At 30.1% G+C, this 26,266-nt stretch carries 18 protein-coding genes and 5 pseudogenes; 8 read left to right on the forward strand and 15 right to left on the reverse strand.

All coding sequences use genetic code 11. From position 1 onward, the window contains the following. Positions 1-2 precede the first annotated feature (2 nt). Positions 3-296, reverse strand: a pseudogene (locus DK405_RS00160) (DNA adenine methylase); the annotation flags it as partial. A gap of 29 nt (positions 297-325) precedes the next feature. Here DK405_RS00160 and DK405_RS00165 point away from each other — a divergent pair. Next, positions 326-421: pseudogene (locus tag DK405_RS00165) on the forward strand (IS5/IS1182 family transposase); the annotation flags it as partial. On the opposite strand, the gene DK405_RS00170 reads toward DK405_RS00165, so the two are convergent. Then, complete coding sequence (locus DK405_RS00170; protein WP_045914802.1) at positions 381-584, reverse strand: hypothetical protein; 204 nt, start codon at positions 582-584, stop codon at positions 381-383. The pseudogene DK405_RS00165 and the gene DK405_RS00170 overlap by 41 nt on opposite strands. A 363-nt stretch (positions 585-947) precedes the next feature. Between DK405_RS00170 and DK405_RS00175 the strand changes: the two genes are divergently transcribed. The 3 genes and pseudogenes from DK405_RS00175 to DK405_RS00185 all read left to right on the forward strand — a co-directional run bounded on the left by DK405_RS00175 (position 948) and on the right by DK405_RS00185 (position 4,849). Further along, positions 948-1,823: an IS982 family transposase gene (locus tag DK405_RS00175; RefSeq protein WP_064613168.1), complete on the forward strand. Its 876-nt coding sequence runs from the start codon at positions 948-950 to the stop codon at positions 1,821-1,823. 532 nt (positions 1,824-2,355) lie between these two features. Continuing rightward, positions 2,356-3,147: a hypothetical protein gene (locus DK405_RS00180; RefSeq protein ID WP_231967515.1), complete on the forward strand. Its 792-nt coding sequence runs from the start codon at positions 2,356-2,358 to the stop codon at positions 3,145-3,147. A gap of 827 nt (positions 3,148-3,974) precedes the next feature. After that, a pseudogene (locus DK405_RS00185) lies at positions 3,975-4,849 on the forward strand (IS982 family transposase). Positions 4,850-4,863: 14 nt separating this feature from the next. On the opposite strand, the gene DK405_RS00190 reads toward DK405_RS00185, so the two are convergent. The 11 genes from DK405_RS00190 to DK405_RS00240 all read right to left on the reverse strand — a co-directional run bounded on the left by DK405_RS00190 (position 4,864) and on the right by DK405_RS00240 (position 18,691). Next, the gene (locus DK405_RS00190) at positions 4,864-6,642 is read right to left on the reverse strand and encodes an ABC transporter ATP-binding protein (protein ID WP_045912727.1); all 1,779 of its coding nucleotides are present in this window, start codon (positions 6,640-6,642) and stop codon (positions 4,864-4,866) included. 49 nt (positions 6,643-6,691) lie between these two features. Further along, positions 6,692-7,420 carry a UMP kinase gene (gene pyrH, locus DK405_RS00195; RefSeq protein ID WP_231967516.1) on the reverse strand — a complete coding sequence of 243 codons (729 nt, stop codon included), beginning with the start codon at positions 7,418-7,420 and terminating at the stop codon, positions 6,692-6,694. Positions 7,421-7,672: 252 nt separating this feature from the next. Further along, positions 7,673-8,764, reverse strand: coding sequence for a phospho-N-acetylmuramoyl-pentapeptide-transferase (mraY, locus tag DK405_RS00200; RefSeq protein ID WP_045912729.1), 1,092 nt, complete (start codon positions 8,762-8,764; stop codon positions 7,673-7,675). Continuing rightward, the gene (locus DK405_RS00205) at positions 8,754-10,163 is read right to left on the reverse strand and encodes a UDP-N-acetylmuramoyl-tripeptide--D-alanyl-D-alanine ligase (RefSeq protein ID WP_045912730.1); all 1,410 of its coding nucleotides are present in this window, start codon (positions 10,161-10,163) and stop codon (positions 8,754-8,756) included. The genes mraY and DK405_RS00205 overlap by 11 nt, the downstream gene beginning before the upstream one ends. Beyond that, entirely contained in the window at positions 10,160-11,629 is a 1,470-nt protein-coding gene (locus DK405_RS00210) for a UDP-N-acetylmuramoyl-L-alanyl-D-glutamate--2,6-diaminopimelate ligase (protein ID WP_045912731.1), read from the reverse strand. Before DK405_RS00210 ends, DK405_RS00205 begins: the two co-directional genes overlap by 4 nt. After that, a complete protein-coding gene (locus tag DK405_RS00215; RefSeq protein ID WP_064613166.1) occupies positions 11,616-13,367 on the reverse strand; it encodes a peptidoglycan D,D-transpeptidase FtsI family protein in 1,752 nt (583 codons plus the stop codon). Before DK405_RS00215 ends, DK405_RS00210 begins: the two co-directional genes overlap by 14 nt. 199 nt (positions 13,368-13,566) lie before the next feature. Then, positions 13,567-13,875 (reverse strand): cell division protein FtsL, encoded by a 309-nt coding sequence (gene ftsL / locus DK405_RS00220; protein WP_052691721.1) that lies wholly within the window; start codon positions 13,873-13,875, stop codon positions 13,567-13,569. Continuing rightward, positions 13,868-14,806 (reverse strand): 16S rRNA (cytosine(1402)-N(4))-methyltransferase RsmH, encoded by a 939-nt coding sequence (gene rsmH / locus DK405_RS00225; protein WP_080946481.1) that lies wholly within the window; start codon positions 14,804-14,806, stop codon positions 13,868-13,870. The genes ftsL and rsmH overlap by 8 nt, the downstream gene beginning before the upstream one ends. A gap of 68 nt (positions 14,807-14,874) precedes the next feature. Beyond that, positions 14,875-16,008, reverse strand: coding sequence for a molecular chaperone DnaJ (gene dnaJ, locus DK405_RS00230; protein ID WP_045912799.1), 1,134 nt, complete (start codon positions 16,006-16,008; stop codon positions 14,875-14,877). Between the two features lie 85 nt (positions 16,009-16,093). After that, positions 16,094-18,022 (reverse strand): molecular chaperone DnaK, encoded by a 1,929-nt coding sequence (gene dnaK / locus DK405_RS00235; RefSeq protein ID WP_045912800.1) that lies wholly within the window; start codon positions 18,020-18,022, stop codon positions 16,094-16,096. A 381-nt stretch (positions 18,023-18,403) separates the two neighbouring features. Then, on the reverse strand, positions 18,404-18,691 hold the full coding sequence (locus DK405_RS00240) for a BolA family protein (RefSeq protein ID WP_045912801.1): 288 nt from the start codon (positions 18,689-18,691) through the stop codon (positions 18,404-18,406). A gap of 207 nt (positions 18,692-18,898) precedes the next feature. Between DK405_RS00240 and DK405_RS00245 the strand changes: the two genes are divergently transcribed. Then, positions 18,899-19,696 carry an enoyl-ACP reductase FabI gene (locus DK405_RS00245; RefSeq protein WP_045912802.1) on the forward strand — a complete coding sequence of 266 codons (798 nt, stop codon included), beginning with the start codon at positions 18,899-18,901 and terminating at the stop codon, positions 19,694-19,696. A 551-nt stretch (positions 19,697-20,247) separates the two neighbouring features. After that, positions 20,248-21,864, forward strand: a complete 1,617-nt coding sequence (locus tag DK405_RS13425; protein WP_231967520.1) for a hypothetical protein — start codon at positions 20,248-20,250, stop codon at positions 21,862-21,864. On the opposite strand, the pseudogene DK405_RS00255 reads toward DK405_RS13425, so the two are convergent. After that, positions 21,856-21,951 (reverse strand): annotated as a pseudogene (locus DK405_RS00255) (IS5/IS1182 family transposase); the annotation flags it as partial. The gene DK405_RS13425 and the pseudogene DK405_RS00255 overlap by 9 nt on opposite strands. A gap of 392 nt (positions 21,952-22,343) precedes the next feature. On the opposite strand from DK405_RS00255, the gene DK405_RS00260 reads away from it, so the two are divergent. Continuing rightward, complete coding sequence (locus DK405_RS00260) at positions 22,344-23,213, forward strand: ankyrin repeat domain-containing protein (protein WP_045912956.1); 870 nt, start codon at positions 22,344-22,346, stop codon at positions 23,211-23,213. A gap of 271 nt (positions 23,214-23,484) precedes the next feature. Here the strand turns inward: DK405_RS00260 and DK405_RS15965 are convergent. Then, a pseudogene (locus DK405_RS15965) lies at positions 23,485-24,074 on the reverse strand (AAA family ATPase); the annotation flags it as partial. Between the two features lie 1,143 nt (positions 24,075-25,217). Here DK405_RS15965 and DK405_RS00270 point away from each other — a divergent pair. After that, the gene (locus tag DK405_RS00270; protein ID WP_064613160.1) at positions 25,218-26,195 is read left to right on the forward strand and encodes a reverse transcriptase domain-containing protein; all 978 of its coding nucleotides are present in this window, start codon (positions 25,218-25,220) and stop codon (positions 26,193-26,195) included. The last annotated feature ends 71 nt before the right edge of the window (positions 26,196-26,266 follow it).

Raw genomic sequence — 26,266 nt, forward strand, 5'->3', positions numbered from 1 at the left:
AACTAGCAAGTTTTATAGTTAGTAATGATTAGCTCATTAACAGGATTGCGTTGTTCATTGATTGAGTATACGACTGTAACGGTATTGATATTAAAATCTTTGTATAAGTCTCTAATAAAGGCAGTATTATTATTTGAGATCATAATCTTAACACCTTTATTTGTTAATTCTTGGACAAAATCCCGTAATCTAATTTGATCTTTTTCATCAAATGGAAGTCTAGTGTAGAACCTTTCTCCAGATTTATGATAAGAAGGATCGAAATAAACAAAGTCATTTTGTTGAGGCCCTATAAATAGACCTCTTTCGAAACTGGTTAATGTAGTTCAAAATTATTGCTGATAAATATCGAAATAGACGTAAAAAATTCAGTCTTAGCTTTAATTTGATCTCTGGCATTTATAATTTTGAACTACATTAACCAGTTTCGAAAGATGTCTATTATCATTCACTACATGTGTAGATGGAAAAAATAATATAGCTGCGTTTATATTATTTGCTGTACATATTGATGGTAAAAATAATACAACAGATGCTAGCATAACAGCATAACACGGTTGTAAAAGTGATTTCAAAACATTCATATTAACTTCTCTTTTTTTTAGAATTAACATATTATCTGTCTGTTGAAAACTAATAACTATGGGACAGATTGTTGCGTTAGAAGAGTGAATACATCTAAATATTTTACATAAATCCTCATCTAGATAGTACCTGGTCTAAAGATAGCATTTTTGCTATTTGCAATGTATCTGATTGTTATACATCTAAATAAAGCAGAATAAAACATCACTATGACTTAGACGTTATTTTCGAAAAGTATATAGCATAACTGTTTTAACGCCAGTTTAGGATAAGAGGAAGCAGGGAAGGCATAATACAAAAGGTATACAAAGAGAGAATGTTGAGTTAAAAAGAAAATTTAAATAAAAATAAAATAACCCAACATGAAAAAATGTATTATAACAGTATACTATTTAATAGATAATTTTTGCAAGATATATCAAGACTGGGAAAGAAAGAGATTAATACCAAGTAGTAATCAAAGGAACAGAGATGGAAAGTTGTCCTTAGCTGAGTTATTAACAATAACGATATATTTTTATTTATCTCCATGCAAGGATTTTAAAAATTATTATCTATATTACTTGCGTTATAAGTATAAAGAATACTTTTGTTTACCAAGCTATAGTACGATAATACAACTATTACCTAGAATGTTGCTACCATTAGCCGTATTAATGCATTATCTGAAAGGAGAAGAGACTGGTATATATTACATCGATTCTACAAAGTTAGCAATTTGTCATAACAAACGTATTTCCAGCAATAGAGTTTTTAACAGATTTTCTAAAATTGGTAAGAGTAGCTATGGCTGGTTCTTAGGTTTTAAGCTGCATCTCATAATTAATAATAAAGGTGAAATAATGTCAGTTAAAATTACTAAAGGCAATAAAAGCGATCTATCTGTAGCTTCAGTTATTTCTAAAGGCTTATCTGGTAAATTGTTTGGTGATAAAGCTTACATATCTAAAGAGTTATTTCATCAACTCTTCTCCAATGGTCTACGTTTATTTACTAATCTTCGTAAAGATATGAAAACATATTTATTGGACATAGATGATAAGCTTTTATTAAATAAACGTTCCTTAATTGAGTCTGTCTTTAATGTACTAAAAAAACACATGCATTTAGAGCATACTCGACATCGCTCTCATATTAACTTCTTTGTTCATATAATTGCTTCTCTTGCTAGTTATTCCATCTCCAAACTTAATCCCTATCTTATCTCTTCTTCTTTCTCTTCTAATCCCTTATCCTAAATTAGCGTCTTTATACTGGCTTAGCTATATTAGTTTTGCATAGATACTACAGTGATTAGTTATACTCATTTAACTTGTTGAATTAGAAAATTTGCATAACATTATAAATCTTCAGTTGATAAGTTATTAAATTAAAAGTATAATCTAGTAATGTTATTAGGTATGGCATTGAAAATAAAGATTACATGCGTGGATTTAAAAAAATAGAATAAGAATAGCTATCAAGACTGTTTAGAGTTTGCTGAAAAAGTAGAGAAACTTATAATCCGTCTAGTAATGTGTTTAGCTCAATATAATCCTTTAATAAAGTATTTTGAACAAAGAAAAGAAGCATAAGTATATGTTTATATAATAATAAAAAAGAGCTATAATGCTTATTCTTGTTAGCTTTCGAGCTGTCGCTTGTATCAGTCGTTGTTACTTTGCAATGCTTAATTTTATAAAACTGTTTTGCATCTTTCAATGTGTTTATTGCGTAACATCATTATATTTAGTAAATTCAAAATAGTATGAATAAAATTTAATTATGAAAATGAGAAAATTTTGGCTAGCCATAGCTTTATCATTACCTTGTTCACTTCCAGCTGTTGTTGCTTATGATTTAAGTGATTTAAGAAAACTAGAAGAGTTAGAGCAGCTTAAAAGATTGCAACAGTTACAACAGCTAAAACAGGAAGAAGAGGTATCAAGTTATTATGTTAGATTATATGGAGGACGATCTTCCTGTGTGCAAGAAGAATTAGATTTTTCAGGACCAGTTGATGCTTCAGATCGCCGTATGCTTGCTGAGGTAAGTAATTTTGCTAATCAATATGCTAATAGTCCTATCTTTGGGCTATCTTTAGGTATGTATTGTACTAGATCGCTTATGCTAGAACTATCTTGTAGTTACACGGAAAATATGATATTTGGATGTGATATGGACATTAGTACAACTAGAGGCTTGATAAAAGTAAAAAATGTTCCACTAGGAGCATTTGTAAAAGCAATTGCTGACTTAACAGAAACTTCTATTCCTAGTGTTTCAGCTGAATGTAAGTTATATTATGATATATGTAGTGGAAGTTTTGGATCACTTTTTGTTGCTGGAGGTATATGTATTCAATCTATCTTTGGAGACACTACAATAATCAACAATAAAGCTATTTTGCCTGGTAGTACACTAGGAGTAGGTGCTGCTATTAATATAACTAAAAATACAAGCTTGACTATGGAAATTAATGGTACATACTTAAGTTCATCTCATTTGTTCCGTAATGAAGATGTTAAGATAGAGGGTTTGTATGGCTATAATGTATTACTAGGTGTCAAGCATAACCTTTAGATACTAAACCACATTTCATTGCTAATTATCATGGTTGTTGTATAGATTATAGATATTTTGTTATTACATAGTTAATGGTATGCGTTAAGCATTTAAAATAAGCCAAAATTATAACACAAGTACATAGTGCTAAAGTTGTAAAAGTAGCAAAATTCTACCTTTACAACTGCTTTTGCAAGAAAATCATGAGAAGTAATTGCAGCTAAAAAAATTGCACAAATTAGATCAGCAAAATATCATATTTTTATCTTTTATATGAGTTATTAATGTTTATTTTTATTAAATAAAATCTTCTATATCAATGTAATGCTCTAGAACCAGTAGTCCTCTTTTTTGCATATTTCTTGATCTTGCTATTTTTTCTTTAGAGTATCATCTTATTGTATAGCTTAAATTTTGCAAAGATTAGATTTACTAATGGTGCTGTTTGCGCTTCTCTATTCTTAGTTTCTGGTATATACTATATTCCTTCTCTCAATCTTATATTTTCCCAACACATTGCTAATACAGTATTTCTATGAGCCGCAGTATATAAACTTATATAAAAAAAATATTTTATGTGTGGATTCTTTTATCTACTTCTAATGCTGCTAAGAATTGCGGCATTTGTTCTAGAGTTATATATCTTCTCTTGTTTGGAGTTTATGACTTTTTATTCCATTAGCTGAATTTTTTTCTATTAATTCTAACTCTACTGCCTTGTTCAGTATTGCATTTATTACGCCAGATTAGGATAAGTGGAAATATGAAATGTAGAGAATAAAAGGTATACAAAGAGAGAATGTTGAGTTATAAAAAAAAATTAAATAAACAAGAAATAACCTAACATGAAAAAATGTATTATAACAGTATACTATTTAATAGACAATTTTTGCAAGATATATCAAGGGTGGGAGAGAAAGAGATTAATACCAAGTAGTAATCAAAGGAACAGAGATGGAAAGTTGTTCTTAGCTGAGTTATTAACAATAGCGATATATTTTTATTTATCTCCATGCAAGGATTGTAAGAATTATTATCTATATTACTTGAGTTATAAGTATAAAGGATACTTTTGCTTACCAAGCTATAGTAGAATAATACAACTGTGGCCTAGAATATTGCTACATTAGCTGTATTAATGCATCATTTGAAAGAAGAATAAACTGGTATATATTACATCGATTCTATCAAGTTAGCAATTTGTCATAACAAACGCATTTCCAGCAATAGAGTTTTTAACAGATTTTCTAAAATTAGTAAGAGTAGTTATGGCTGGTTCTTAGGTTTTAAGCTACATCTCGTAATTAATAATAAAGGTGAATTAATGTCAGTTAAAATTACTAAAGGCAATAAAAGCGATCTATCTGTAGCTTCAGTTATTTCTAAAGGCTTATCTGGTAAATTGTTTGGTGATAAAGCTTACATATCTAAAGAGTTATTTCATCAACTGCTAACTAATGGTCTACCTTTATTTACTAATCTTCGTAAAGATATGAAAACATATTTATTGGACATACAAGATAATCGGTTATTAAATAAACGTTCTTTAATTGAATCTGTCTTTAATGTACTAAAAAAACATATCCATTTAGACCATACTAGACACCCTTCTCCTCTTAATTTCTTTGTTCATATAATTGCTTCTCTTGCTAGTTATTCTATCTCTAAACTTAATCCCCATCTTATCTCTTCTTCTTCTCCATTAAACTTGGTTATATAGAAATAAATTAAAATTTACTTCGGATTATCTGGAATAATCCCTTTTATCTGTGAGTTCCACAGCTCAGTGTAAACTTTGCCAGTTTTTAAAAGAGTATCATGGGTGCCAGTTTCAACAATTTTTCCTTTATCAAAAACGATAATTTGATCCATGTCAAGAATAGTCGACAATCTGTGAGCAATTATTAATACAGTTTTATCAGTCATCAGGTAATCTAATGATTTTTTGATTAATGCTTCAGTTATGCTATCCAACGCACTTGTTGCTTCATCTAATATTAATATAGGAGAGTTTTTTAAAATTGCTCTAGCAATAACTATTCTTTGACGTTGTCCTACTGACAAATTTTTTCCTCTTTCTCCGCAAAAACTATCATAACCATTCGGTAGTGAGATAATAATATCATGAATATTTGCTTTTTTAGCTGCCATAATAATTTCTTCCTCTGTACAGTTAAAATTGCCATACCTTATATTATCCTTTATTGTTCTGTCAAAAAGTAATGGTTCTTGAGGAATTACAGTTATGTTACTGCGTAATGAACTTTGAGTTACTTGTTTGATGTTTTGATTATCAATTAAGATTTGACCATGTTCAATATCATATAACCTATTAAGTAAATTTACAAAAGTAGTTTTACCTGAGCCTGAGAACCCTACTAATCCTACTCTTTGTTTACCAAGAATCGTAACAGATTCGCTATTAAATATATTATCATTGTTTTTATAATTAAAAGTTACATTTTTAAACTCAATGCATCCATTAGTTACTTTTAAATCTTGGGCATTATTAGCATCTTGTACTAAGTATGGTTGTATTAACGATGTACACTGATTAAAGTTACCTACTTCTTCATAGAAATCAGACATTTCAAATATTAAATCCCATATTTCATTTACAGTTTCCATAGTTAAGCCTATAACTAGAACAAAATCTCCAATAGTTATAGATTGATTAATTTTTAAATAGACTGATACACATATAATACAAAAATACATAATACTACAGGATAGCCCTAAAATATAGTTCAGCTTTAACATAAGCCATCGCATATTTTGTTCACTAGTGGTAATATCTCCAATATATGAATGCAGATATTTTCTCTCAAAGTGATGTGATAAAAACATTTTTATTGAAGAAACATTAGTGATAGCATCAACAATTTTGCCAACTACAGTTGCTTTGCATTTAGTAAATATTCTAGCATAATTACTTACATACTTAGAAAAATAGATGCCTATACTACAGAAAAGTGTCAACCAAACAAAAAATGTAATAAAAAATAGAAAATGAATGCTGTATAAGATCGCTAATGCACTGATAGCAATTATTAATTTTCTGAGTATTTTTTCAGTAAATATAGCAAAAACTTCTTCTAATGATCTAGCAGCTTCAGTGATATGGTATCCAATGTTACCAGTAACATTTTCTTCAAAGAATTTATGACTATGGTGCTGAACATGATTATATAGTTCATCTATTACTGTTCCTTTGAGGATAGGTATAAATTTTAAATAAATATAGTTGTAAATGCAATATAGCAGGTTAATTAATTCACGATGCAAGATATATAATAGAACCCAAAAAGCCAAAATTTGCAACACAGATGCTGTTGGACTATTATCTATGTTGACATAATCAATTATTTTTTTTTGCAGCAATTTGTCTACTGCTACTGAGCTTCCCATTATTATAGATAAAATAATTAATGACCATGCTTTACCAGTATGATATTTAAAAAAATGCGCAAGTAACTTAAATAAGGTATTTGGCATACTTGACTGATGATTCATGTTATTGATACATTATTTTCAGCTATAATTTTTCTCAATTGGACCATTGTTATTCATTTGAAAATTGCATTTTTGTATTTGAAGAAATATAAGTACCAATATTTTTACCTAAACATATATCCTTTGCTGCTAGCTTTTGATCAAAGTTAAAAATATGAATTGGTAAATTATGCTGCTTTGCTAATAACACAGCTGAATGATCCATAATATTTAGTTGATTAATTAAAAAGTCGTTATATGCTAAAGTGCAATATTGTCTTGCATTATTATCCTCTTTAGGATTGGAATCAAAAACTCCATTTACTCCATGTTTTGCAACAAGCATGGCATCACATCTTAACTCTAATGCTCGTTGTGCAGCAGTATAGTCAGTTGTAATAAATGGTTGTCCTATGCCAGCAGCTAAAATGATTAAATATCCTTTGTCTAGGTGACTTAAGGCTCTAGATCTAATAAATGGTTCAGCAACTGCTTCGATTTTGATTGCGCTCATAACCCTAACTTTATAATTAGATTCTTTTTCTAATGCTGCTTTTAGCATCAAAGCATTTATAATAGTGCCAAGCATTCCAACGTTATCAGCTTCAGCACGTTCTATCTTCCAATACTCTGCACTATTTCCTCTAAAAATATTTCCACCTCCAGTTACAAGAGCAACCTCTATTCCCATATTTTTGATAGCTAATATTTCTTGAGCTATGTATTTCAGCTTTTTAATATCAAAATTATCAGTATTGCTATCTCCTTTTAATGCTGCTCCGCTAAGCTTAATAAGCAATCTATTATACCTTAAGTTGTTCATAGTTACATTCTCATAGATTATAACTCTATTTATTTTTTTGAGAAATTCATTCAATACATACTAAATATGAAATTTAAGCTTTTATCAAGAGTTTAGCTATTTATATATCATAATTAAATATGCTTTAGATATAAAATACTGGCTTTTTGATTGTTTAAACTATATAGCAATATGTTATTTTCACAATCATAATTTTGCTTGAGTTGCTTCTAAATACTGTAGAAAGTGCTATAATATTAAACTAGACAGGCCAATCAGCGAAAAAATTATTGATAAAAGCCAAAAGCTACTTACTATCTTAGATTCGCTCCACCCTATTTGTTCAAAATGATGATGTATAGGCGCCATTTTAAAAATGCGTTTTCCTCCCAAATATCTAATAGAATATATTTGAATTATAGCTGATAACGCTTCTATTACAAATAAGCCTCCAATGATACCTAGCCTGATTTCATTTTTACTAATTACACTGATTATACCAATAGCACCGCCAAGTGATAAACTACCAACATCTCCCATGAATATTTTAGCTGGCTGAATATTATACCATAAAAACCCTAAGCTTGCTCCAATTATAGCAGAACATAATACTGTTAGCTCTGAAGCTTGTTGGACATGCAAAATTTGCAAGTGATTAATATTGATATATTGCGCGTTGTCAGCTAAGTAACACATCAGTCCTAGACAGAAAGATACTATAATAATTGGCACAGTAACCAATCCATCTAGTCCATCAGTTAAGTTTACTGCATTCGATGATCCAATAATTATAAACAAAGCAAATGGAATATAAAATATAGACAAATCAATAGTTAATTTCTTAAAAAATGGAATTATTAAATGATTTGCTATTTCCGAATTTAGATTATAGTTAACAATCATACAACAAATTATACTTACCATAATTTGGCCAATCAATTTGCAAGTAGCATTAATACCTTTTGTATTTTTCTTTGTTACTTTCTGATAATCATCAATTAATCCTAAAATTGCTAAACTAAGCATTACAAATATGGTTGTTAGTACATAAATATTTTTGTAATCAGCAAGCATTAAGGTTGATATTATTATTGAGAATATAATTGCAATTCCTCCCATTGTCGGCGTACCAGCTTTAGCTATATGACTTTTATTCCCAAGGTTTCTAATAGGCTGCGCTAAATTTTTCCAATACTTAAAATATTTAATTAGAATAGGAATTAGAGAAAATGATATACTAAAGCTTAGTAATATAGCTATTCCACTTCTTACTATAACATTATAAAAAATATTGAAAATATAACAGCTATTTATATGCGATACGAGTAAATTATATAGCATCTTTTAACATTCCAGATTCAAGTAAATTTTCGACGACCTGCCAAAGCCTCATGCGGTTTGATCCTTTAATTAAAACATAATCTTTATCGTGTAGTAATGGTAACAACTGATCAACAGTTAACTCATTAATATTATTATAATGACTAAGCTTAAGTTCAGCTGGTAATAGTTCATATACATTTTTCATCAAAGAGCCAATAGAAATAACATGAATATTGTACTTTTTAATGTAAGTAACAAGATTTAAATGATGTCCTTTAGTATTATTGCCTAACTCTAGCATATCGCCTAAAATAGCTACTTTTCTTTTAGCCTTAATTTGGCCTAATAGATCTAAAGCATTTTTCATTGATGCTGGATTTGCATTGTAACAATCATCTATTATGAACGAAGAGTTTGAATGAAAATTTAATAAATAAATCTTACCTCTGCCTTCATAGTTTCTAAGTGTATTAATTACTTCTGTTACCTTATTTAGATCTATTTTGCAAATATTACTTACTAACATTACTGCAGCAATGTTAAATGCTTGACCATAGCCTAGAATTTGAGTATAAAATTGCAAATCATAGCCATTACAATTAATATTTATTACTGATTTTTGGTTATCAGCATCATAATAACAGTTTAAAATCCTACTATTAGACAATTGATGTGTTCCAAAGGTAAACACATTATTAATACCAAGTTCATTAATGTATTCTAGCTGTTTAGTGTAAAACATGCTGTCAAAATTAATAACTGCTATACCTTTGTCAACTAATCCATTAAAAATTTCACATTTAGCCTCTGTTAAATGTTCCAGCGAATTAAAAAATTCGGTATGAGCTGAATTAATATTAGTAAGTACAGCAATATTTAATGGTAAAATTTTAACTAATTTTTGAAGTCCGCCAGGACTACTAGTTGATAATTCAAAAATAGCATATTCAGTATTAATTGGCACTGAGGCAAGATTTAGTAGCATACCAAGTAAATTGTTGAAATTTTTGCGACTTGCAAAAGTTTTATAATGTGTACTAAAAACTTTGAACATTATTTCTTTTGTAGATGTCTTGCCAACGCTGCCTGTAATACCAATAAATGTAGTATTTTTTAACTGCTGACGTCGATAATTTGCTAGCTGTGATAACGCGCTCATTGTATTGTTGACTAATATGATTTTATCATTTGTATTGTTATCAATTAACTTGCTTACTATTACTGCATCAGCGCCACGAGCTAAAGCGTCATTAACAAATTGGTGTCCATCACCTCCATTTTCAGACTGCAGTGCAATAAATAAATCACCTGGCTGTATATCTTTAGAATTAAACTGGACAATACCATTAACATTAACATTTACTGGCACTCCTAGTGCTGCTGTTAAATCTGCAGCTGACCATATATTGCATTTCATTGGTTACTCATCTTGTTTAATTGTTTTAGATGAAGTTTTACTTGTTCCATGTCGTTATAATTAATTATACGACCTTTTAATACTTGCCGAGTTTCATGCCCTTTACCTGCTATAAGTAGTATATCATTGTCAACCATTATACTGATAGCATATTTTATCGCTTCTCCTCGATTAGGAATTTCAATTGCTGATGGAGCTACTTGCAAAATTTCTTTTCTAATCGCAGCTGGATCTTCATTTCCTGAATCTTGGTCAGTTACTATTACTAAGTCAGATAATTTGCTTGCTACTATTCCCATTTGCACTCTCCTAGCTATCGCATCTCTATTTTCACTGCCACCAAATATAGTTATTAATCTTCCTTTATTATTTAATGTTCTTAGCTCGGTTAGCATTGTTGCTAATGCATTAGGAGTAAGAGCATAATCAACAAAGGCATAACAATTGCCAAATTGAATTTTCTCCATTCTGCCTTTAATTGGCTTTAAATTAGATAGTAATGGTATTAATTTTACTGAATCAAATCCAACATTAACAGCTAATAACAATGCTATTAGTATGTTAGTGATGTGAACTCTACCTATTACTGGAACTTCAAATTTATAATCGCTATTCTTATACCTAAAATGTACTTTTTGACCATTTAATGAACTTTGAACATCGATAATTTGAATATCACCTTGTTGTTCTACACTTAATAACTTGAGACCAAATTCATCAGTGATTTTAGATTGAATAATTGATAACTCATTAATGTTATTGTTGACTATTGCAATGCCATTACTAACTATATTTTCTTTAAAAAGCTTTAACTTAGCATCAAGATATTTATTCATAGTTTTATGATAATCTAAATGATCGCGGCTAAAACTAGTAAATGCTGCTGCTTGAAACTTAATGTCCATTAGGCGATCTTGATCAAGGCCATGGCTAGAAGCTTCTAATGCTACAAAATTAATTCCATTAGTAGCAAGTTGATGTAGAACATACCGTGTTTGAATATAGCTCATAGTAGTAGCGCATTCAGGTTTTGTCTTATTCTGATTTAATAGCTTATTTAAATGATTATTTGTAGTTATAACTCCTAATGTGCCGATACTAGCAGCTTGCTCACCAGCTAACATACATAGTTGTTGAAAATAATTAACCACTGAAGTTTTACCATCAGTACCAGTTACAGCGACTAAATATTTAGGAAATTTAGGATATAAGTAATTAACTACATCCTTCATAACTAATATAATATTTTTTACTACTATAACATTACTATATGATGTTATAGGTTCTTGATCAGTAATAATTAGACTGGCTCCATTTGCTAAAGCAATATCGATAAAATCGTTTCCATGACGAGATATACCTGGTAATGCAAAAAATATTTGATTAGGTTTAGCTGATTGAGCTGTTATAGCGATGTTTCTTATATTTAGCTTTTTAATAATCTCAATGATATTATTTGATTCCATGCTGAGAGTTGTTATTGTTTTTAAGATTCTGAACACTAGTCATTTCTGTATGATATGGTTGTATACCATATAGCGTACCTATTTTAGAAATAATTTTAGCTGCAGCTGAAGTAATGCCATGTTCAGCCGCATTAGTCAATTCATAAGTTGAATTATTGCTTTTAGGCTCATCAAGCATTAAATATATAATAAATTTAGGTGCTATCGATGGATAAATACCAATAAAAGATGACCTTATACTATTTTTATCATATTTTCTATCTTTAATTTTTTTTGCTGTACCAACCTTTCCGCCAACAAGATATCCAACTACATCACTGTTTTTACTAGTACCATGTTTAACTGCTAAACGCAATAAACTATTAAGTTCTTTTGATGTTTTACTACTAAATATTTTTTGGGCTATAAGATTATCATTAGGCGTTCTTTTAATTAGAGTAATAGGATACAAATTTCCTCCATTAACAATAGGAATCATTGCCTGAACAAAATGTAATGGACTAATAGATATACCATAACCATAAGATATTGTTGCTGTTGTAATATTATTCCAGGATGTATTAGCATGATACAATGAATTTGCTTTTTCTGGTAGTTCTATTTTTAATGTCTTGTCTAGAGCTAGCAATTTGAAATATTTCTTTAAGTTAAATTGTCCAATATCTAATCCAATTTGGACAATACCAATGTTAGAAGAATACATAAAAATTTCCGGAACAGTATAATATCCTACAAAATTTTTATAATCTTTGATTCTAAAATTATCAATTTTAAAATCTGTAAGGTCATAAGTATTGTTTAGAGTTATAGTTTGAGTATCTAAACCGATAGCAATAGTTAAAGCATGCATAACAGAACCAAGTTCATAAACTCCTAGACTTGCTTTATTAAATAATTGTCTTTCAACTGCTTTAGCTGGGTAATGAGGATCAAAGTCTGGTTTGCTAACTAGAGCTAATATTTCACCATTATTTGGATCAGCTATTATTCCTACTCCGCCTATAGCATTAAAATCTTTAATTGTCTTATCTAGTTCTTTGCTTACTATGTCTTGTATTCTAATGTCAATGCTTAGCACTAAAGGTTTATTTAACTCTTCTTCTTTTAATTGAGAATCATTATTAGATAGATAGTTATGATAATAGTTCTCTATTCCTGCTAAACCACGCATATCGGTACTAACATAACCTAGTACATGAGATAACAGATTTCCATATGTATAAACTCTTTTGTAATCTTCTTCAAAATCTAAGCCAGGAATTCCTAAATCATACACTTGTTTATGTTGAGTAGGAGTAAGATGACGTTTTACTACAACAAAATTTTTATTATTTTTTAGAGTATTTAAAAGCTTATCTCCATTAATATCAGTAAAAACATATTGCAATTGTTTTACTAATCCTTCAGGAGAACTAATTTTTTTTGTACGGGCTATAATTGAAGGAGCAAATAGGTTTACTGCTAATATATTATTGTTTCTATCAACAATTTCTTTTCTATGCTTAAAATGCATGTTTCTGCTACAGTGTGAATATTGAGAATTGTAAGTAGAAAGCTTGATAATTCTAAAAGCAACAACTAGAAAAGCAACTAAAAAGCTTAATATTACAAATAATATTCTAATTCTTAACGTTAAATTAGGCTGATTAGAAAAGAATAAATAATTAATATTAAAACTAGCTGTCCTGAGTAATTCAACAAGCGGTTTAAAGATGCTATTAAATAATGCTTTTAACATTTCTAGTTAGTAGTTTATAGCTTGATTTGCTAATGATGCAACATTCTGTGAGGCATAGTAAATAGCTAATATATTTTTCTTTCAAATTTTTAAACTATTACATATTCTTTTCAGATATTGTAACTACCTTAATTATTTATATTTAAACAAATAATTGATGCGTTTTAAAACAATTCTCTTAAAGGTAGTAACAATCTCGTTAACTGTCTTTATTAATAGCCTCTTCAGTTGATAGTAGATCATCTATCATTTGAGATGTATGAATATTACGAAGATGTAGATGATTAGCAGATAGTTTTCTTAACCTATCTGGAGCAGTTAAATGAGATAATTCAGCTTTAATAATATTAATATTGTTAACTTCTTCTCTAATCTGTTTATCGATTTGAGTTAATTGATAATTTAAATTATTTACATCATTCTTTATTGCAAATAGGTAATAACCAACAATAAATATCATTATAACAATGGCACAATTTATAATATTCAACATAATTTTACTATTCATTAATTTTTAATGCGGCTCTTAATCTTGCAGATCTAGATCTTGGATTATTGATAATCTCTGTTTTAGTTGGTACTGCTATTTTCTTAGTTAATAAATGTAATACTCCATTTTGTAAAGGTGATTGCTTATTAGTACTATATTTTGATTGAGCAACTTTCTTTACTGCATTTTGATGCATAAACTTTTTTACAATAGCATCTTCTAATGCATGAAAACTAACTACAATAAGTCTGCCGTTAACAGCTAATAATTCTAAACTTTGATTAAGGAAGTTTTGTATAGCAGATAATTCATCATTGATAAAAATTCTAATAGCCTGAAAAGTTTTTGTAGCTGAATCAATTTTATTCTTTTTATAATAATTGTTATATCCAACAGCTTCTCTAATTATATTGGCTAATTGCAGAGTAGTTGTAATTGGTTTTTTTTCTCTGGCAAGCACAATATGCTTAGCAATTTTATTAGCTTTATTTTCTTCACCAAACTTGTAAATAATATCAGCTAATTGATGTTCAGAGGCTTCATTAACAAATTCTGAAGCCTTGTACCCTTTTTGACTCATTCTCATATCAAGCTCAGCATCATAACGAAATGAAAAACCTCGATTAGCTTCATCTAGTTGCATTGACGAAACCCCTAAATCCATTACTATACCGTTTAGTTTAGCTAATTTAGGTAAATACTTATTAGCTTCAACAAAATTTTCATTAAAAAAAGTAAATCTATTTGGGTATTGTTGATAAAATTGACTAGCAATGCTTATTACAGCTGGATCTCTGTCAAAAGCAATAACTTTACAATTACAATTTGACAAAATTAGCTTGCTATATCCACCAGCACCAAATGTACAATCTAGATATGTTTCATTGTCTACTGGAGCTAAGTAACTTAGCATTTCTGTAGCCAGCACTGGAGTATGAATGTTATTCAATCCAACTGTTTCCTTACAATACTTATTTTAAACTATTAGTAAATACTGAAATAGTATATAATTTACTCTTATTCACTACCACTAGTCCAAAAATTTCTTACTTTACTTAAGAACCCTTCTTCTGATGCTTCATTAAGCTCTTTATCTAATTTAATCATTAGTTCTCTTTGAGATTTAGTTAAACTTTTTGGTACCTTGATATTAACGTGAACAATCATATTTCCACAGCGATCAGAATGCAAAATTTGCATTCCTTTACCACTAAGTTTTAATTTATGATTATTTTGAGTACCAGCTGGTATCTTAAGTTTTAATTTGCTTCCTGTTATATCTGTAACCTCTACTTCGCCACCTAATGCAGCTGTAGTGCAATTAATATCAAGCTGGCAATGTAGATCATTACCGTCAACAGAAAAAGTATTATGAGGAATAAGTGTTATGCAAACATACAAATCACCAGTTTTACCTCCTCTACTTCCAGCTTCCCCTTCACCAGTAAGTTTAATTCTACTACCTTCTTTTACTCCTGCAGGTATCTTAACTTCAAGATTTCTTGTATTAATATATCTGCCTTCACCATAACATTTTGTACAAGGGTTTTTAATGACGTGCCCAGCTCCACGACAGGTTTGACAAGTGTTTTCAAAAAAAAAGAAACCTTGTTGAGATCTAGTTACTCCACTTCCTCGACATGTAGGACAACTTGATGTGCTATTGTTATCTAAACTACCTTTTCCAGTACAAGCTTCACATGTCAGCGCTGTTTTAAAACTTATAATTTTAGTAACTCCATAAAATGCTTCTTCTAAAGTTAAAGAAATATCATATTTTAAATTAGCTCCAGCTTTTTTAGAAAAAGCAGTTTTTGATGAACGTCTTGCCCCCATGAAATCACCAAAAATATTTTCAAAAATATCATTTGGATCAATTCCTCCAGTAAATCCATGATGCTGCTGGTAATTTCCACCACCACTGTTTTTAAATGCTTGGTGACCTAATTGATCATATGTACTTCTTTTTTTCTCATCTTTTAGTGTATCATATGCTTCATTAATATTCTTAATCTTTTGTTCAGCATTTTTGTCCCCAGGATTATGATCAGGATGATACTTGAGAACCAGCTTACGATAAGCCCTTTTTATCTCCTCCTGAGAAGCAGTTCTAGACACTCCTAGAACTTGATAATAATCTAATTCAGACATATAACATTTCTATATTGATGATACTTTATAATATATAAACAATTTACTAATACTATAATAGTATTAGTAAATCTAGAGTAATTTATTACTTTTTATCAATATCTTCATATTCAGCTTCTACAACCTTATCATCTTTGTTGCTGCTATTATCAGCTGAGCTTCCATGTGTATTGTTGTTGCCTGTTGCAGCTTGTTCAGCTTGTTGCTTATATATTATTTCTCCAATCTTCATGCTAGCAGTAGTTAGTGCTTCAGTTTTAGATTTTATCTCATCTAAATTGTCAGCTTTAATAGCTTGCTGCAGTTCATTCATAATTGTAGTAATATTATTTCTATCACTTTCAGGAAGTTTGTCGCCATACTCTTTAAGACCTTTTTCAGTTGTGTAAATTATGCTCTCAGCTTTGTTTTTTAGCTCGATAGCTTCTTGACGTTTGCGATCTTCGCTTGCATATTTTTCAGCTTCTTGAACCATTTTTTCTATATCATCCTTACTTAGTCCACCAGATGCCTGAATTGTTACTTTTTGCTCTTTATTTGTTGCTAAATCTTTAGCTGAAACATTCACAATTCCATTAGCATCGATATCAAATGTTACTTCTATCTTAGGTTCTCCACGTCTAGCTGGAGGAATGCCTTCAAAATTAAATTGTCCTAGTAATTTGTTATCAGCTGCCATAGCTCTTTCACCTTGAAATACTCTTACTGTTACAGCTGATTGATTATCCTCGGCTGTCGAAAAAATTTGGCTTTTCTTGGTTGGAATAGTAGTATTACGATCAATTAATTTAGTAAATACTCCACCCAAAGTTTCAATTCCTAAAGATAGTGGTGTAACATCCAGTAATAATATATCTTTAACATCGCCTTGTAATACTCCTGCTTGTATTGCAGCTCCAAGCGCTACTACTTCATCAGGGTTTACTCCTTTGTGAGGCTCACGACCAAAAAATTCTTTTACTGTTTCAATTACTTTTGGCATTCTAGTCATACCACCAACTAATATTACTTCATGAATATCTGAAGCTTTTAAATTAGCATCTTCTAAAGCTTTACGGCATGGCTCGATAGTTTTAGTTATCAAATCTCCTACTAATGATTCTAGCTTAGCTCTAGTTAGCTTAACATTAAGATGCTTTGGGCCGCTTGCATCTGCAGTAATATAAGGCAGATTTACCTCCACTTGCTGAGTAGATGATAATTCTTTTTTAACTTTTTCTGCTTCATCCTTTAATCTTTGTAAAGCAAACGGATCATTCTTTAGATTAATGCCATTGCTTTTTTTAAATTCATCTACGAGGTAATTTAGTAATCGCATATCAAAATCTTCACCACCAAGAAATGTATCACCATTAGTGGCTTTTACTTCAACTACTCCATCTTCTAAGTTTAACACTGAAACATCAAAAGTTCCACCTCCTAGATCATATACTACAACATTTTTACTGCCACCAGCTTTATCAAATCCATAAGCTAGTGCAGCAGCTGTTGGTTCATTAACTATTCTTAGTACTTCTAATCCTGCAATTTGTCCAGCATCCTTAGTTGCCTGGCGCTGAGCATCATTAAAGTAAGCTGGTACAGTAATGACTGCTTTATTTACAGGCTTGCCTAGATAACGCTCTGCTGCAGCTTTCATTTTTTGTAGAATATGGGCTCCAATTTGGCTAGGAGAATATTTGTTGCCATTAGCTTCAACCCAAGCATCACCATTATTTGCTCTAACAATATTGTACGGTACTAATTCTTGATCTTTTTTTACTGTTGGATCATCAAAAGTACGCCCAATTAATCTTTTAGTAGCAAAGAAAGTATTTTTAGGATTAGGTATAGCTTGCCTTTTTGCACTATCACCTACTAAAACTTCTCCATTTGCGGTAAATGCGACTATAGATGGTGTAACTCTAACTCCCTCTGCATTTTCTATTACTTTTGGTTTTTTTCCTTCCATAATTGACACACAGGAATTGGTTGTTCCTAAGTCAATTCCTATAGCTACTTCTTTTACTGACATTTTTAATTAACTCCTATGATTAATTTAATAGTTATTCAAGTTATTCACACTTTCAATTAACTCTTGAGAAGAGTTATACACATTAAATGTTTTAAATTTTGTTATAGCACTAGAATTATTCTTAAAGGCTATACTTAACATTTAATAAGAGTATAAGAGAAACTTATTTCTCTTTAGAAATATGCTTTACACACATAAATTATTGTTTATAAACCTATTACATATTATGATATAATATGGCTCAGTTAATTTTACAAGGTATGAAAACCCAAAATTTATTAAATTTTTATCTTTATAAAGTTTAATTATATGAATTTCATGCTTTTTTGTAGTATAGTCTAAAATTCTGCTATTGATATATTCTAATATCTGTAATCTATCTCAACTTTCTGATTCAATAGTATATTCTGACGGTGTAAGGGCTTGTATTGATACAGCATGCAATCCATTTTGAAATTCTGTTTTCAGTAATGAATTAATTAATCTATGCCTTGTTACCTTAGTCATACCATTAAATTTGTTTGATATGATAAGTATATGTATATGTGAAACTTGCTTAGGCCCTAAATATTCAATATGACCTTTATGTAGCGGACTAACATCATTAATTTTCATTACTTCAGGACTAATAACAGATAATTTATCCTGTATTTCTTGTATAGAAGTCATTACTATATATGCTTATTATTTAAATAATATTAAGATTATTGCAAAAATATTCATCTTAACTAGAATTATTTATACTTAAAATTGTTCTTTAAAGACTTAATTACTTGACTTTAAATCCTATGTTTACTACCATTGAGATAGAATTAAAATGATAAAATACTGGAATTATCATTTAACATCAAGCAAATCTTAATTAGAATATGACAAATGCCAGGTAATAATATACAAAAAAATTTAGCCTTACTAACTGGCAAAAAGGGCGTTATACTTGGTGTAGCTAATTCAATGTCAATTGCTTGGAAAATTGCTGAACTATGCCATACTAATGGGGCTGAAATTGCTATAACATATCAAGATGATAAATTAAAAACACGTATAGAGCCATTAGTTGAAGCAACAAAATGTAGTATGTTTCAGTGCAATGTCAAAAAAACAGCGTCTATTGACGAATTATTTGATAATCTAGCAAATAATTGTGGTAAATTAGATTTTTTAGTACACTCCATCGCTTATACAGATAAGGAAGCACTTAAAGGACAATACATAAATACTTCTCAAGAGAACTTTCTTAATACGCTTGATATTTCGTGTTATTCTTTTACTTATTTAAGTAAAAAAGCAGCAAAGCTAATGAAGAATGGTGGAGACATACTGACTTTAACTTACTATGGCGCTCAAAAGGTTATACCTTCATATAATGTTATGGGAGTTGCTAAAGCTGCATTAGAAGCTAGTGTAAGATATATAGCAGCTGATTTAGGGCCACAAAATATCAGAGTAAATGCAATTTCATCTGGACCAATTAGAACTTTATCAGCAAGAGCAATTAGCAATTTTAGTTTAATGCTTAATATGCATCAGTCTTCTGCGCCACTAAAGCGAAATACTACTCAAAATGATGTTGCTAATGCCGCATTATATTTGCTAAGCGATCTAAGTAATGGTATTACTGGGCAAATACACTATGTTGATTGTGGTTATAGTATTATGGGAATAGATAAGTAACTAGCTTTCATGATAACTCAAGATAGCAGCTGTTCTTAGGCTAAACAGGCTACATTTACAATGTATTATAATTAGTGTACTATTTAATAGATAATTTTTTGCATTATATAGCTTAATTTGTGAATGAAGTTAGAGATTATAAAATGAAAGAGACAGCATCAAAAAAGTCGTTAAATAAGTAAGATACTATTATCCAATATTACTGTTTGTCGAGTGTCAAATCTTTAATTAATATAGCTTGTATATAAACCTCAAAAATACTTTTATTACAATTGTCATCAAATAAAAAAGTAGCAATAACTTTACCATTATAAAAGCTAGCTATCATAGTTACTCTTCATGTATGCGTGATAAGTTTTTTAACATTAACACTGCCTATAAGCAAAATTGGTCTTCTAAGGCAGATAATATCAGTATGAAGATTTATATATGTTTGGCATAATAATTTTTTTCTACCTATTTTCTACCTTTTGCATAAAAATTTGACTGTAATTTTGTAAAAAAATTATTTTCTAAAACACCTACTATAGCTGTATTTTTGGAGATGAAAAATGCGACCTGTAGTATTCGATATTTTAACCAATGGTTGTAATTTTGTTAAAAATAATAGTAACAATAATGACACAATATTTTATAACTTTATTGGAAATATCATTCCACCAGAATGGAGAAAGCTAACTGGAGATAATGGAAAAGCATTAAGTAAAACATCTAAACAGCTTTTATCCTTTATAGTATATAGACTATATATCTATTACAACAAAGATATAGATGAATTACAGGAAAGTTATCAGCTTTATGAAGATAAGCTGAATGTTGGTCAAAGAAGAGTTAGGCAATGCTTGGTTGAATTAAGAAATGCAGGTTTTATTAAAGTTGAAAATAGAACAATAATTAAAGGCAATCTCAAGTTACGTAATGTTCTTTGTGTAAAACTTCTAAAAAATTTTCAGCGTTTCACTGAAAAAGAAAAAAAAGAAGAAAAAATTGTCCTTCTGCAACAAAAAAATTTTCACATCAATTTGCAAGAATTTGCAGGTGAACCTGCAAAAAATTGCAGCTACATATATAGATATAATAATAATAAAAAAAATAATAATAGATCTAGATCTACTGAAGATAAGTTAATAGAGAATGATCAAAATAAAAATGAAGATCAACAGCAAAATTTGAAGTTTAAATATACGGAATCTGATGATTTTATAGAAATTGAGTTAGTAGGAAATGAAAAAGAAAATCAACAGCAACAACAGAATTTGAATTCCTATGAGCTTAGTGATTTTAGCAATAAAAAGCTATCAAACAAGGATTATGAGCAAAATAGTGAGTTAGTAACTCCAGTTATTACTAAGGATTTAGAGGTTGAAAAGAATAAATGCTGTCCCAAAAGAAAAAGACTAGCAGATTATTATCCACTAACACCAGAAGATGCAATTATACTACAACGTATGTCTAGTAGAAGCTTCAACATATACTTCATAAATCAATTACTGTTGAAGTTATCAAATAAATATCCAAACCGTCATTTTGTAAATAAGATAGCAGTGCTAAACTATATGGCAAAAGCCTTAGCAAATGAATTACTAACTACTGATCAGGCTAATAGTGGAAATTTTTTTAATGATGTAGGAAGATTTAAAGAACAGTATCTAGCAAACATTGAATCTGGTACAGATCGTAGTATGAAGGCTCAGTTGAAGCGTAAAATAGCTGGAGTCTTTGAAGCAGATATGGCTTATCAAATTTTAACATCTTGTGATTTTGGTGCAGCTGTTAAAAACAAATATTACATCAGGTTGCTTAAGAATATTACACTATCAGATCATATTAAATTCAAGATACTACAGGAGGTACGAGCTGTCCATGGCAACGATATTGAGCAGTTACAAGTTATACCATTTGATGAATCAAAACAAGTTACCAATAGCACAACGGAGTATCAAAAAACAACAGTTTTACAGCAACAAATAAGTGATGAAGATTACCTTTCAGAACTTAGTAAAGAGCTAGGTTCTAACTCTATATTGTTCAAAGTACGAAAATACATACTTCAACATTATGAATATGAGCAAGTTATTGATAAAATATGGTTTAGTAAATTAGAAGTTGTAAATGAAGATAATGTTAATAAAAAGATATTAGACCTCTTTCGAAACTGGTTAAAGTAGTTCAAAATTATAAATGCAAGAGATCAAATTAAATCTAAGACCTAATCTTTTACGTCTATTTCGATATTTGTCAGCAATAATTTCGAACTACCTTAAGTTTCGAAAGAGGTCTATTCATTAAGGCTCTAACAAGCTTTGCAGATAGCTATATCACATCAAATTTTAATACCCATTCTAGAGCGTGCTTTTGAAGCTCATGGGTTTTCTGTATGAATTAGTTCAGTTTGTAGCAAGTTAGGTTAATGATTAATAGTTGTAAAATACAAACTTCTACACAAAATAATTATTGCGCTTTATTTAGTTTTTTGTTATATTGCTGCAAGCATATGGTAATTTTTTAACAAATTGCAAAGGTTTTAAAAGGGAAAATTTATGCATAATTTTTAATTGATTTATATGTTATTGCTAAGTAAAGTTATGCAAGATTTTATAAAATTTTTGCTTGCTAATTAAGTATAAAGTTAATTTAGAGCAAAACAATGCCTAAATCTGAGCGCAGATTACATAATGATATTAAAAATGCTATTAAAGGTAAAGGTATAGATAAAATACAGTATCTGATTAATAAAGATAGTGCTATTGTCAATGCCAAAGATAAATATGGCTGCTATCCTTTACATGTTGCTGCTAAATACGGCAAGGAGGATATTGCTAATTATTTATTGGATAATGGCGCTGAAATTGATGCAAAAGATAGTAAGGGTCAAACTGCTTTACATTATGCTATTAAGCATTTTAGGATTGATGCTGCAAAATTTTTGATATTACATAAAGCTGATATCAATGCGAAAGATTATGACGGTTATACTCCATTACACATTGTTCAGAGTGATTGGTTTATCTGCCAAGATGCTATACATTTTCTGCTTGATAGTGGTGCTAATATCAACGAAAAAGATACACAAGGTAACACTATTTTATATCATGCTATTAAAAATTACAACTTTGAGAATGTATATCACTATCACATAGCATCAGAAAAAGAGTATAAGTTGTCCTATCAATCTTATATAGCAGATCTACTTGAACGTAATGCGGATGTCAATGATGAAAATAATGCAGGTGAGACTCCTTTACGTTTAGCTGTAAATAAAAACTATGCAGAAATTGTAGAAATTATGCTTAAACACTGTTCTATGATAAAAGATGATCAAAATATGCCTCCTATTGATTCTACTAAAAGCAGAAATTTGATGACAGAATATCATGATGCTAATACCAGCTATGCTGAAGACTGTGCTCTCATAGAAAAAGATAAAGTTGTTGATGATTATTCAACAATAGAATCCAGTTTATCTGGAAGAGCTCAGAGTAATATAAAAAGCGACGGTGGTTGCAATATTATTTAGCTAGAGTTTAAAAACGTCAGTTTAGGATAAGAGAAAGTATGAAAGTGATAATACAAAAGGTCTACAAGAGATATTATGTAATATCTTGAAACGCCAGTTTAGGATAAGGAAAAGTCTGAAAGCTATAATACAACAGGCCTACAAGAGATAATGGACAATTATGATTATGTGAGATATTAAATATAGTTTTAATTAATACCCATTTATTTATTGCTCACATATCTGCAAACATAATTTTAGAATAAGAAACAGTAGGAAAAAATAATATATATTACGTACTTGTAATTACCAATTTTTCATGTAGCTTAAATTTGCTTAGACTCCAGTTGTATATTAACTTACTCATTGAGTCCTGCCACGTATTATCAAACCTAACGCAGTTATTTTGCCTCAGTAAGGTTATACCGCTTAAAATATTACTCTCAGCAAACTCCATTGCTGCTTTTCTGCTCCAGTTTTTACTTTGTCTTCGAATATTTACTAAAACATGTGAACCAAAAATATTACTCAGCATCTCAAACATTCCACCTCTTTCTATTGAAGCTAGCTGTTTTTCATCTCCAGCAAGTATCAGTTGACAATTATTGTTTCTAACTACTCTAAACAGCTCTGCATAAGCTTTAGTACCTACCATTCCAGCTTCATCTACTACTATTAAGCTGTCTTGCATAAAAATTTTTTTTTTCGATTATATAAAAATCCTTTTACTGTATAGACCTCTGTATAACCTTTGCTCCTCAGCTCTGATACTGCCTTATGAGTAGGAGCAAGACCAATAACTTTTTGTCCACGATTTGTTGCGAGCTTATGCGCTTTTATTAAAACATAAGATTTTCCTGTACCAGATCTTCCTCTTAAGACTCTAACTCCACTAGTGCTAAGCAAAATATGCCTTAGAGCTTGTTTCTGTTCTTCACTAACATTTGCTAGACCTTCGATATCACTTTTAAGATTGTAAATATCGTTGTAATAAACCTGATTATTGATTTTATTAGCTATTCTGATTATTCTCGTCTCCTCATTTCGAACCTCAATTGTCGTAAAATATTTGCTACTTTCACCATCATCATGATATAATTCTAGTATTCTATTTGAACTAAGCACTTTCTGAACTAACTGCTCTCTTGCTATTAGATCTGGTATATCTTTTACTGCTTTTTCAACATCCTGCTTAGTAAAGAAGTTATACCTTATTTTTGTCTGCTCATTTTTAACAATAGTTCTTGCATTATACGCTGCCTTACGACAACTATCACCTCCTTCACTTCTACGTAAAAATTCAATCCTTGCAAACTGTATCGCCATCTCAATACCAATTCTCACCTGAGTTTTAAGTTAGCATGGTTTTTTTGATTTTGCTAGCACAAACTTCTTTTTTTTTAACATTCAATCGGTTAATGAGTACTCATTTTTTAGCAGTAAACTTTCAAGTTTACGTATTGCGTAGTGCGACATGAGGTCGCTCAAACAGAGACTACAGATGTAGCAAGGTTGCATTTAAACCTTAGTTACCGCTATTGCAGTGCGAGATTGGCAACGGTCTTGTACTAAGCGCGATAGAAAGCCTAACTAAAGTACTAATCTGGATGGGAAATAGGGGTAAGGTAAAGTTAAAATTGGTTAAACGAAAGTGAATCTTCGTATGGAAATATCGTAAATGTGAAAGCAGATACTCAAGATAAAATCTGTTATAGGGATAAAGCTGAAAAGCTTAGCTGTAAGAAGGAATACGCAGCCTTTTTTTTTAAAAATGCCAGCTCCTCGGTATAAAGAAGATAGCCAACTTAACGTATCTCTGATGAGTGAAACATGGTAAGCCTATTATTAGGCAACTGATAGTAGGTAAGAGAGGTCTTAGAAAGCAAATGACACTAAGTCGAAAGACTACAGGAATCAATAACTGAGTGTATAGGCATTTATATGCTAATCAGAAATGATGCTAACTTAAGACTGGTGATTTACCCTAAATAGGTAAACAAGATTATGAATTAATTGGAAAAGTGAATGCAAAACGCAAATGTAACAATTGAGACTAAGGATAATTTCAAGAAAATCTATTGGCATTCAATAGATTGGAAAGAAATTATACAAAAGGTTAATAATCTTCGTAGACGTATTTATAGTGCATTCGCAAATGGTAATACGAAGTTAGTAGGTAACTTACAAAGATTGATGTTAAGATCAAGAGCAAATAGGTTACTTGCTATAAGACGTGTTACTCAAATCAACAAAGGACGAAAAAGTCCCGGAATTGATAAAATAGTTGTTAATACAGATAAAGAAAGGAGTCTGTTGATAGAAAAGTTAGCAGATAACAATCTATCATCTGTAAAACCGATTAAGCGTGTGTACATACCAAAAAGTAATGGCAAATCTAGACCTTTAGGCTTGCCAACTATTTTGGATAGGTGTAGACAGGCTGTTGTAAAATCAGCACTTGAACCATATTTGAAAGCTAAGTTTGAAGGTTGCAGCTATGGCTTTAGACCTGGACGTAGCGTTCACGATGCAATACAGAGAATATCTAGTATTGTTCGTCCTGGCACTACTAGGAATTGGATATTAGATGCTGACATCAAAGGTGCATTTGATAATATTGATCATAATTTTCTTTTGAAAATTATAGGAAATTTCCCTGCTCGTAATTGGATTCAAGCATGGCTTAAATCTGGTGTAATGCAGGATTATCAAATTATCAAAACAACAGCTGGTACTCCACAATGTGGATTAATTTCTCCATTACTTTTAAACATAACTCTTCATGGAATGAGTGATATACTTAATATTATTTATAATAAATGTGATCATCTTCATTCTAAATCCGAATATGCTTTAGTGAGATACGCTGATGATTTTGTAATTTGTGCTAAGTCAGAAAGCTCATGTATCAGAGCCAAAAGTATTATTAATGATTGGTTAAGTATTAGAGGCTTAGAATTGTCGAAGGAAAAAACCAGGATACTTCATATTAATGCTTTTTAATTTATGCTACTTCAATTTATATACGATAAATCAAATTTCTAACTTACACACTATTGAATAATAAATGATAA

Origin of the sequence: Orientia tsutsugamushi, from assembly GCF_900327275.1 — a bacterium.
GTDB lineage: Bacteria > Pseudomonadota > Alphaproteobacteria > Rickettsiales > Rickettsiaceae > Orientia > Orientia tsutsugamushi.

Coding starts and splice junctions, on each gene's coding strand:
- dnaJ (WP_045912799.1), bottom strand. CDS start 16,008: ATGTCTGAATTAGATTATTATCAAGTTCTAGGAGTGTCTAGAACTGCT.
- DK405_RS00270 (WP_064613160.1), top strand. CDS start 25,218: ATGCAAAACGCAAATGTAACAATTGAGACTAAGGATAATTTCAAGAAA.
- DK405_RS00215 (WP_064613166.1), bottom strand. CDS start 13,367: ATGTTAAAAGCATTATTTAATAGCATCTTTAAACCGCTTGTTGAATTA.
- DK405_RS00240 (WP_045912801.1), bottom strand. CDS start 18,691: ATGACTTCTATACAAGAAATACAGGATAAATTATCTGTTATTAGTCCT.
- mraY (WP_045912729.1), bottom strand. CDS start 8,764: ATGCTATATAATTTACTCGTATCGCATATAAATAGCTGTTATATTTTC.
- DK405_RS00205 (WP_045912730.1), bottom strand. CDS start 10,163: ATGAAATGCAATATATGGTCAGCTGCAGATTTAACAGCAGCACTAGGA.
- DK405_RS00170 (WP_045914802.1), bottom strand. CDS start 584: ATGAATGTTTTGAAATCACTTTTACAACCGTGTTATGCTGTTATGCTA.
- DK405_RS00260 (WP_045912956.1), top strand. CDS start 22,344: ATGCCTAAATCTGAGCGCAGATTACATAATGATATTAAAAATGCTATT.
- DK405_RS00175 (WP_064613168.1), top strand. CDS start 948: ATGAAAAAATGTATTATAACAGTATACTATTTAATAGATAATTTTTGC.
- DK405_RS00210 (WP_045912731.1), bottom strand. CDS start 11,629: ATGGAATCAAATAATATCATTGAGATTATTAAAAAGCTAAATATAAGA.
- DK405_RS00245 (WP_045912802.1), top strand. CDS start 18,899: ATGCCAGGTAATAATATACAAAAAAATTTAGCCTTACTAACTGGCAAA.
- DK405_RS13425 (WP_231967520.1), top strand. CDS start 20,248: ATGCGACCTGTAGTATTCGATATTTTAACCAATGGTTGTAATTTTGTT.
- dnaK (WP_045912800.1), bottom strand. CDS start 18,022: ATGTCAGTAAAAGAAGTAGCTATAGGAATTGACTTAGGAACAACCAAT.
- DK405_RS00190 (WP_045912727.1), bottom strand. CDS start 6,642: ATGAATCATCAGTCAAGTATGCCAAATACCTTATTTAAGTTACTTGCG.
- ftsL (WP_052691721.1), bottom strand. CDS start 13,875: ATGAATAGTAAAATTATGTTGAATATTATAAATTGTGCCATTGTTATA.
- DK405_RS00180 (WP_231967515.1), top strand. CDS start 2,356: ATGAGAAAATTTTGGCTAGCCATAGCTTTATCATTACCTTGTTCACTT.